The 8,789-nt window shown below is 69.7% G+C and carries 7 protein-coding genes and 3 pseudogenes; 7 read left to right on the plus strand and 3 right to left on the minus strand.

Annotation, left to right across the window (positions count from 1 at the left end; genetic code table 11):
- The 4 genes and pseudogenes from KPF47_RS25915 to KPF47_RS25930 all read left to right on the plus strand — a co-directional run.
- Nucleotides 1-369: pseudogene (locus tag KPF47_RS25915) on the plus strand (IS5/IS1182 family transposase); the annotation flags it as partial.
- A gap of 140 nt (nucleotides 370-509) precedes the next feature.
- Nucleotides 510-1,351: pseudogene (locus tag KPF47_RS25920) on the plus strand (IS5 family transposase).
- 140 nt (nucleotides 1,352-1,491) lie between these two features.
- Nucleotides 1,492-2,334 (plus strand): IS5 family transposase, encoded by an 843-nt coding sequence (locus KPF47_RS25925; protein ID WP_224386276.1) that lies wholly within the window; start codon nucleotides 1,492-1,494, stop codon nucleotides 2,332-2,334.
- 91 nt (nucleotides 2,335-2,425) lie between these two features.
- Nucleotides 2,426-3,019 carry a plasmid pRiA4b ORF-3 family protein gene (locus KPF47_RS25930; protein ID WP_224386178.1) on the plus strand — a complete coding sequence of 198 codons (594 nt, stop codon included), beginning with the start codon at nucleotides 2,426-2,428 and terminating at the stop codon, nucleotides 3,017-3,019.
- 31 nt (nucleotides 3,020-3,050) lie between these two features.
- Here the strand turns inward: KPF47_RS25930 and KPF47_RS25935 are convergent, their stop codons facing one another.
- On the minus strand, nucleotides 3,051-3,896 hold the full coding sequence (locus KPF47_RS25935; protein WP_224386179.1) for an IS5 family transposase: 846 nt from the start codon (nucleotides 3,894-3,896) through the stop codon (nucleotides 3,051-3,053).
- Nucleotides 3,897-4,061: 165 nt separating this feature from the next.
- On the opposite strand from KPF47_RS25935, the gene istA reads away from it, so the two are divergent.
- Together istA and istB are read left to right on the plus strand one after the other, a co-directional pair.
- Complete coding sequence (gene istA / locus KPF47_RS25940; RefSeq protein ID WP_224391363.1) at nucleotides 4,062-5,363, plus strand: IS21 family transposase; 1,302 nt, start codon at nucleotides 4,062-4,064, stop codon at nucleotides 5,361-5,363.
- Entirely contained in the window at nucleotides 5,360-6,163 is an 804-nt protein-coding gene (istB, locus tag KPF47_RS25945) for an IS21-like element helper ATPase IstB (protein WP_224388405.1), read from the plus strand. The genes istA and istB overlap by 4 nt, the downstream gene beginning before the upstream one ends.
- Before the next feature lie 187 nt (nucleotides 6,164-6,350).
- Here the strand turns inward: istB and KPF47_RS25950 are convergent, their stop codons facing one another.
- Entirely contained in the window at nucleotides 6,351-6,803 is a 453-nt protein-coding gene (locus KPF47_RS25950) for an IS5 family transposase (protein WP_224391430.1), read from the minus strand.
- A gap of 103 nt (nucleotides 6,804-6,906) precedes the next feature.
- Nucleotides 6,907-7,788: a LytTR family DNA-binding domain-containing protein gene (locus KPF47_RS25955; RefSeq protein ID WP_224391432.1), complete on the minus strand. Its 882-nt coding sequence runs from the start codon at nucleotides 7,786-7,788 to the stop codon at nucleotides 6,907-6,909.
- Nucleotides 7,789-8,391: 603 nt separating this feature from the next.
- On the opposite strand from KPF47_RS25955, the pseudogene KPF47_RS25960 reads away from it, so the two are divergent.
- Nucleotides 8,392-8,789 (plus strand): annotated as a pseudogene (locus KPF47_RS25960) (alpha-hydroxy-acid oxidizing protein); the annotation flags it as partial.

Consider the following 8,789-nt stretch of genomic DNA (forward strand, 5'->3'; position numbering starts at 1 on the left):
CTACTGGGCCCCACCCTCGACCGCCTCGATGCTCTCGGCCCGCTGCCCGACGACATCCACCGTGCAACCTCGACGCCGGCTATGACTCCGGCAAGACCACCCGCGACACGCTGGCCGAACGAGGCCTGCACGGCGAGATCGCGCACAAGGGTGAGAAAGCGCCGATCCAGGCCACCGCCGCTGGCACGGTCGAGCGGACCAACGCTTGGCACAACAGCTTCAACCGGCTGCAGCGCTGCTACGAACGACGAGAAATCGTCGTCGACGCGTTTCTTCGACCTCGCCGACACGATCGTCACACTCCGTAGCTTGATTCGGCAGGCCTGGACCACACACCGCTGGAACGCCCGACCTGCACGACGTCCATGATCACCAACCAATCCGCGCGACCTCTAAGAGGTCGCGCGGATTGGTCACAGCTTGGCCGCGGTCGAGTGTCTGGGGGCGAGGGCGGGTACGGGCCTGCCGATCATGAAGTTATCTACGCTTCGTGATCGTCTGGAGGCCGCGTGCCCACCCTGCCATCATGGCTGACCGAGCCGTTGTGGGACCAGTTCACCGCGCTGCTGCCTCATCGAGACGAGTTCGATCCCACCCATCCGCTGGGCTGCCATCGCCGCCGGATCGCGGATCGGATCGTGTTCGACAAGCTCCTGCAGGTACTGCGGTTCGGCTGCTCGTATGAGGGCATCGCTGACAGCACCTGCTCGGCGACCACCATCCGCGATCGTCGTGACGAGTGGATCAGGCTCGGGGTCTTCGCCCAGCTGCGTCGGATCGTCCTGGACGCCTACGACCGCATCGTCGGTCTGCTGCTGCACGACATCGCCGTCGATGGCGCCATCACCAAGGCCCCGGCGGCGGCGAGGTCGCCGGTCCGTCGCCGGTGGACCGGCGCAAACAGGGTATGAAACGTTCGGTGCTCGTCGAGGGATACGGCATCCCGCTGGGCCGAGTCCTGGCCGGAGCCAACCGGCACGACTCCCCGCTACTGGGCCCCACCCTCGACCGCCTCGATGCTCTCGGCCCGCTGCCCGACGACATCACCGTGCACCTCGACGCCGGCTATGACTCCGGCAAGACCCGCGACACGCTGGCCGAACGAGGCCTGCACGGCGAGATCGCGCACAAGGGTGAGAAAGCGCCGATCCAGGCCACCCGCCGCTGGCACGTCGAGCGGACCAACGCTTGGCACAACAGCTTCAACCGGCTGCAGCGCTGCTACGAACGACGAGAAATCGTCGTCGACGCGTTCTTCGACCTCGCCGACACGATCGTCACACTCCGTAGCTTGATTCGGCAGGCCTGGACCACACACCGCTGGAACGCCCGACCTGCACGACGTCCATGATCACCAACCAATCCGCGCGACCTCTAAGAGGTCGCGCGGATTGGTCACAGCTTGGCCGCGGTCGAGTGTCTGGGGGCGAGGGCGGGTACGGGCCTGCCGATCATGAAGTTATCTACGCTTCGTGATCGTCTGGAGGCCGCGTGCCCACCCTGCCATCATGGCTGACCGAGCCGTTGTGGGACCAGTTCACCGCGCTGCTGCCTCATCGAGACGAGTTCGATCCCACCCATCCGCTGGGCTGCCATCGCCGCCGGATCGCGGATCGGATCGTGTTCGACAAGCTCCTGCAGGTACTGCGGTTCGGCTGCTCGTATGAGGGCATCGCTGACAGCACCTGCTCGGCGACCACCATCCGCGATCGTCGTGACGAGTGGATCAGGCTCGGGGTCTTCGCCCAGCTGCGTCGGATCGTCCTGGACGCCTACGACCGCATCGTCGGTCTGCTGCTGCACGACATCGCCGTCGATGGCGCCATCACCAAGGCCCCCGGCGGCGGCGAGGTCGCCGGTCCGTCGCCGGTGGACCGGCGCAAACAGGGTATGAAACGTTCGGTGCTCGTCGAGGGATACGGCATCCCGCTGGGCCGAGTCCTGGCCGGAGCCAACCGGCACGACTCCCCGCTACTGGGCCCCACCCTCGACCGCCTCGATGCTCTCGGCCCGCTGCCCGACGACATCACCGTGCACCTCGACGCCGGCTATGACTCCGGCAAGACCCGCGACACGCTGGCCGAACGAGGCCTGCACGGCGAGATCGCGCACAAGGGTGAGAAAGCGCCGATCCAGGCCACCCGCCGCTGGCACGTCGAGCGGACCAACGCTTGGCACAACAGCTTCAACCGGCTGCAGCGCTGCTACGAACGACGAGAAATCGTCGTCGACGCGTTCTTCGACCTCGCCGACACGATCGTCACACTCCGTAGCTTGATTCGGCAGGCCTGGACCACACACCGCTGGAACGCCCGACCTGCACGACGTCCATGATCACCAACCAATCCGCGCGACCTCTAAGACGTCGTTTCAGAAGTGGTGGGCCCGGTTCTGCCGGTGACGGCGGGGCTGGCAGCATCGGCTGATGGTCGCGCCTCGTGTGTCTGAGAAGACGAAGATTTTCGAGTTGGAGATCGTCCTGACCGAGGTGGTGCCGGCGGTCCGGCGTCGGGTGCAGGTGCCGGGCGAGGTCGACTTGGCGGTGTTACACGAGGTGGTGCAGTCAGTGATGGGCTGGACGAACTCTCATTTGCACGAGTTCGAGATCGTCGGGCGCCGCTACGGGATCCCAGACCCGGACTGGCCCGGACAGGATGTCGCCGACGAGACGAAAGAGAAGCTGTTTCGGCTGGTCAAGGCTGGTGACCGGTTCGGTTACGTCTACGACTTCGGTGACAACTGGGCCCACGAGATCACCGTCGAGGCGGTCGCGGCCGTCGAGCCGGGAGTGTGCTATCCGCGATGCGTCGCCGGGCAGGGGGCGTGCCCGCCCGAGGACGTCGGCGGGATCGGGGGGTATGAGGACTTCCAGGCCGTGCTCGCCGACCCTGACCATCCCGACCGCGCCGAGCGCCTGGAGTGGGCGGGCGGGCCGTTCGACCCGCACCGCTTCGACCCTGACGAGGCCGACCGGGCCTTGGAGTGGCTGGCCTGGCGGCCGCTGGCCCCGACCTCGTAGGCGAGTGCCTCAGCGAGGGCTGGGTCGACCATCACTTCGGCTTCGGCTTCGGCTTGGTGAGGCGGCGGTGGCAGATCAGGGCGCAGGCCAGCGATAACAGCGCGGTGATCGTGGATTCGGCGCGGTCGTAGCGCAGCGCGAGGCGGCGGAAGTCCAGCAGCCAGGACATGGTGCGCTCGACGACCCAGCGGACCCGCCCGAGCCGGGTGGAGTCCTCGATCCCGCGCCGGGCGATCCGCACCCCGATCCCACGCCCACTCAGGTAGCGGCGGCAGCGGGGATAGTCGTAGCCCTTGTCGGCGTGCACCTTGTCCGGCCGACGTCGCGGACGCCCCGGCTGTCCCGCCCGTTCGCGGACGCCGGGGTTGGTGTCCAGCAGCGGGGCGAGCATCCGACTGTCGTGGGTGTTCGCCCCGGTGACCAGCGCATGCAGCGGGAGCCCGCCTCGGTCGCAGAGCACGTGGTACTTGCTGCCCGCCTTCCCGCGATCGGTCGGCGAGGGCCCGGTGGCCTCGCCGCGGCGCTTGGCCCGCACGCTCACGCTGTCCACCGCCGCCCGCGACCAGTCCAGCAGGCCCTGCTGGGCGAGGCGGTCGAGCATCACCCGGTGCAGCTGGGCCCAGACCCCGGCCTGCTGCCACTGCCGTAGCCGCCGCCAGCAGGTCACTCCGGACCCACAGCCGAGCTCGGCGGGCAGCGCGTTCCAGCTGATCCCGGTCTTGAGCACGAACACGATCCCGGCCAGAGCGGCCCGATCCGGCACCCGCGGACGGCCTGTCCGTCCCCGCTTGTGCTTGCGCGGCTTGGGCAGCAGCGGCTCCACCAGCGCCCACAGCTCGTCGCTCACCAATCGCTCGACACAAGATCGCCGCGCCACGACCGGACATGATCAGCTACCAGCGCCGATCCACACAGGACCGACACGCCGACTTCTGAAACGACCTCTTATCTGCGCGGACCCGCTCGGGTCGGGTTGTCGACGGATCCTGAAATCTGACCCCCTGGCGTTCCGGGAATCGTGACCCCTCCCAACGCTGGGGAGGTGCTGAACGTGGAGGACTGGGCGGAGATCCGTCGTCTGCATCGGGCCGAGGGTGTCCCGATCAAGGAAATCGCCCGCCGGCTCGGGGTAGCCCGGAACACGGTGCGGGCGGCGCTGCGCTCGGAGGGGCCACCGAAGTACGAGCGCGTGTCGCGGGGCTCGGTCGCTGATGCCTACGAGCCGCAGGTACGGGCGCTGCTGGTGCAGTGGCCGAGGATGCCGGGGCCGGTGATCGCGCAGAAGATCGGCTGGCCTTACTCCGAGGGGCCGCTGAAGAAGCTGTTGGCCCGGATCCGGCCCGAGTACGTCGGGATCGATCCGTCGGACCGGACCGTCTACGAGCCGGGCGAGATCGCCCAGTGCGACCTGTGGTTCCCCGAGACCCTGATCCCGGTCGCGGCAAGGCAGGCGCGGATCCTGCCGGTGCTGGTGCTGACCTTGGCGTTCTCCCGGTTTCTGTCGGCGACGATGATCCCGTCGCGCCAGGGCGGTGACATCCTGTCCGGGATGTGGCAGCTGATCGCTGCCCTGGGCCGTGTCCCGAAGACGCTGGTCTGGGACCGGGAATCGGCGATCGGCGGCACCGGGAAGGTCTCGGCCCCGGCCGCCGGGTTCGCCGGAACTCTGGCCACGAGGATCCGGTTGGCTCCGCCGAAGGACCCCGAGTTCAAGGGCATGGTGGAGCGCAACAACGGGTTCTTCGAGACCTCGTTCCTGCCCGGACGCGAGTTCGCCTCCCCAGCCGACTTCAACGACCAGCTCGCCGAGTGGCTGGTGACCAGGGCGAACACGCGCACCGTCCGCGCCATCCATGGCCGGCCGGTGGACCTGCTCGAGGTCGACCGCCAGGCGATGATCGTCCTGCCGCCGGTGGCTCCACAGGTCGGTCTGACCCACCGGATCCGGCTGGCCCGTGACTACTACGTGCGCGTCGACGCCAACGACTACTCCGTCGATCCGCGGATGATCGGCCGCTTCGTCGAGGTCGCCGCATCACCCACTGCGGTCGAGGTGTTCTGCGGCAACGAGCGAGTCGCCAGCCACGACCGCAGCTGGGGCCGCCACCTGGTGATCACCGACCCGGCCCACGTCGCCACCGCCGCCGACATGCGCCACGCACTGGCTGAACAACGCCGCGCCCAGCAGCGGTCCCAGCAGTCCGGGACGCGCCGCCACAACGATGGCCACGCCGTCGCGATCCGGGCCCTGCCCGACTACGACGCCCTGTTCGGCGTCGACTTCACCCCCACCAGCCCGGCCGACCCCACGGCCGCGCCCGCAGCGGAAGCGAGCAACCCATGACCGCCACCACGACCGGGACTGCGCCGAGCGAGGGGTTGCCCTCGATGCTGGCCTACCTGACCCGGGTGCTGAAGACCCCGACGATCGGGCGCTGCTGGGCTGAGCTCGCTGAGCAGGCCCGCGACGAGACCTGGTCGCACGAGGAGTATCTGGCTGCGGTCCTGCAACGCCAGGTCGCCGAACGCGAGTCCGCCGGCACCACGATGCGGATCCGGACCGCGCATTTCCCAGCCGTGAAGACTCTCGAGGATTTCAACCTCGACCACCTGCCCTCGCTGCGTCGAGATGTGCTGGCGCACTTGGCGACCGGGACGTTCGTGGCCAAGGCTGAGAACGTGATCCTGCTCGGCCCACCCGGGCTCGGGAAGACCCATCTCGCGATCGGGCTCGGGGTCAAAGCCGCCCACGCCGGCTACTCGGTGCTCTTCGACACCGCGAACAACTGGATCACCCGCCTCACCGACGCCCACCAGGCCGGACGGCTGGAGGCCGAGCTGAAGAAGATCCGCCGCTACAAGCTGATCATCATCGACGAGGTCGGCTACATCCCCTTCGACCAGGACGCGGCGAACCTGTTCTTCCAGCTCATTGCCTCCCGCTACGAGCAGGGCTCTGTGATGGTCACCTCGAACCTGCCCTTCGGACGCTGGGGCGAGACCTTCTCCGACGATGTCGTCGCCGCAGCCATGATCGACCGTCTGGTTCACCACGCCGAGGTTCTGACCTTGACCGGAGACTCCTACCGGACCCGCCAGCGCCGCGAGCTGCTGGCCAAACAGAACCGCGCCGACCGGGACTGACAGACCAACCGAGGGGTCAAACTTGCCGATCCCCAGGGGGGTCAATCTTCAGGATCCGTTGACACGGGTCCGCGGTCGGCCCGGACCGACCCGTCCGACGCTCAGATGTGACATCAGGTGCGCGAACATCGGGGCGTCGCCGGCCTGTCCGGGGCCGACGAGTACGACCAGCGGGCGGCCGTGTCCGTCAACGAGCTGGTGGATCTTCGTGCCGAGCCCTCCGCGGGAGCGGCCCAAGGCGTGATCGGGCGGCTCGATCAGCAGATTCTTGTAGTTCGATCCGGCCCCCTGTGTCCCGCTGCAGGGTCGCGGCGTGTTGGTGAGCGCGGATGATCGTCGAGTCGACCGACACGGCCCAGTCCACGAGACCGGCGGAGTCGGCATCGGCGAGCAGAGCTGCGAGAACCTGGTCCCAGGTGCCGTCACCGCAGTAGCGGCGGTGGCGTTTCCATAGGGTCTGCCACAGCCCGAACTCGACCGGGACATCACGCCAGGCCAGCCCGCAGCGGAACCGGTAGATGATCCCCTCGATCACTCTGCGGTGATCGGCGAACGGGCGCCCTGGCATCCCGTCCGACGAGGGCAGTAACGGCTCGAGTCGGTCCCACTGGGCATCGGTCAGGACGGCACGGCGCGACACCTACTGATCATCGCGCAGGCCCGACCAGCCGGGTTAGGAGACGCGCCCTAGGCGACAGGCTCGTGCACGGCAGTGCGGACAGTGACCGGGTGTGTCGCCCGGGTCAGCGCGGCAGGACGGGGCCGTCCGGGCCGTCCTCGGGCCCGCGCTGCGGACGCGGCGGCCGGCCGCGCAGGATCCGCTTGAGCCCGGCGGTGTGCCGCCGGCTGACGGGCAGCTCCACCGCGCCGGGCCCGTTGCCGAGCCGCACCACGTACCCCGAGCCGGACATGCGCAGCTCGGTGATCAGCGGCAGCGACACCAGGTACGCCCGGTGGATCCGCACGAACCCGGCCTCGCCCCACCGGTCCTCCAGGACGGAGACCGGGATGCGGACCAGATGGCTGCCCTCGTTGGTGTGCAGCCGGGCGTAGTCGCCCTGGGCCTCGACGAACCGGATCGAGGAGCGCGGTACCAGCTTGGTGGTGCCCGCCAGCTCCACCGGCACGACCTCGTCGTCGACGGTCGCGGCGGGGGCGCCCCGGCGGGCGGCCGCGGGGTCGGGCCTGCCGCCCGGGTCGGCTCCCGGGCGCGGCGGCGGGGGCGGCGGGCCGTTCTCGGTCCGGCGGGCCGCGCGCAGCGCCAGGGTGCGGTCCAGCGAGCCGGAGAGCCGCTCCGTGCGCAGCGGCTTGAGCAGGTAGTCGACGGCACCGACCTCGTAGGCGTCGACCGCGCGGTCGTCGTGGGCGGTCACGAACACCACCGGCGGCGGGTCGGCCATCGCGTTCAGCACCCGGGCGAGCTCCAGGCCGTCGAGACCGGGCATCCGGATGTCGAGGAACACGACGTCGACGGTCGGGGTGCTCGCGTCGGCCTGCGAGCCGTGCAGGATGCGCAGCGCCTCCGTGGCGTCCGGCGCGGTCAGCACGGTGGTGACCCGTGGGTCCTCGCCGAGCAGGTGCGCCAGCTCCAGCAGGGCCGGCTCCTCGTCGTCGACGGCGAGCACGGTGAGCCGCGTCCCCGCCGGTGCGGCTGCCGGTGGTGGCGGCTCGGGGGCGCGGAGCTGACCCGGGACCCCGATGGGCCGGTGGTTGCTCGCGGCGCCGTACCCGGGCTGCAGCACGTGGCCGACCTGACCGGCGGGCGACGCGCCCGAAGCGTGCCCGCCCCGCGCGTGGCTGTACACGGCTCCTCCTTGCCGCGGGCACACCGCCCGCTGACCGGTGACTGCGGGCACACCGTATCGAGACAGCGGAGCGTCACCGACGGCCGGTCCGGCCCCGCCTCGTACCCGATCCGGGGTGGGCCGTCGGGGTGGGTCCGACAGCGGAGCGTGACGGGTCGTGGCAGCCGGTCGTGGACCGGTCCCGGGTCCGGCGTCGTCGCGGTCGGTCGACCGGCGTCCTGGCTGGTCGGGCGGAGGGTCACGCCCCCGCCGATCGGACGGGCTCCGGGCGGGATTCCGCGAGCCGTGATTGTGGCACTCGGTGCCGAAACGCTACCGTGCCGTGAGAACCGCCACGTGGGACCGTCTCGTACCCGGTCGGCGTGTCGGACCGGCCGCGACCGACGACGGCCGGGCGCAACCTCCGACTGCGAAGGGGCAGGCATGGCGAGCACGAAGGACTGGTTCGAGACGGTCGCGGAGGCACAGCGGCGGGCGCGCAGGCGGCTGCCGAAGTCGGTCTACTACGCGCTGGTCGCCGGCGCGGAGCAGGGGATCACCCTGGCGGACAACGTCGCCGCCTTCGACGAGATCGGCTTCCGCCCGCACATCGCCGGGCTGCCGCCCCAGCGGGACCAGACGACCACCGTGATGGGCCAGGAGATCGACTTCCCGGTGATCGTCTCGCCGACCGGTGTGCAGGCCGTCGACCCCGAGGGCGAGGTCGCCGTCGCGCGGGCCGCGCACAGCTCCAACATCCAGAACCCGCTGAACCCCGAGCAGACCGTCTCGACGGCGATGGGGTCTGTCCTCGTTTCGCCTCCCGCTCGGTCGAGGACGTC

Origin of the sequence: Pseudonocardia sp. ICBG1293 (assembly GCF_020131355.1) — a bacterium.
GTDB lineage: Bacteria > Actinomycetota > Actinomycetes > Mycobacteriales > Pseudonocardiaceae > Pseudonocardia.

Coding starts and splice junctions, on each gene's coding strand:
- KPF47_RS25930 (WP_224386178.1), top strand. CDS start 2,426: ATGGTCGCGCCTCGTGTGTCTGAGAAGACGAAGATTTTCGAGTTGGAG.
- istB (WP_224388405.1), top strand. CDS start 5,360: ATGACCGCCACCACGACCGGGACTGCGCCGAGCGAGGGGTTGCCCTCG.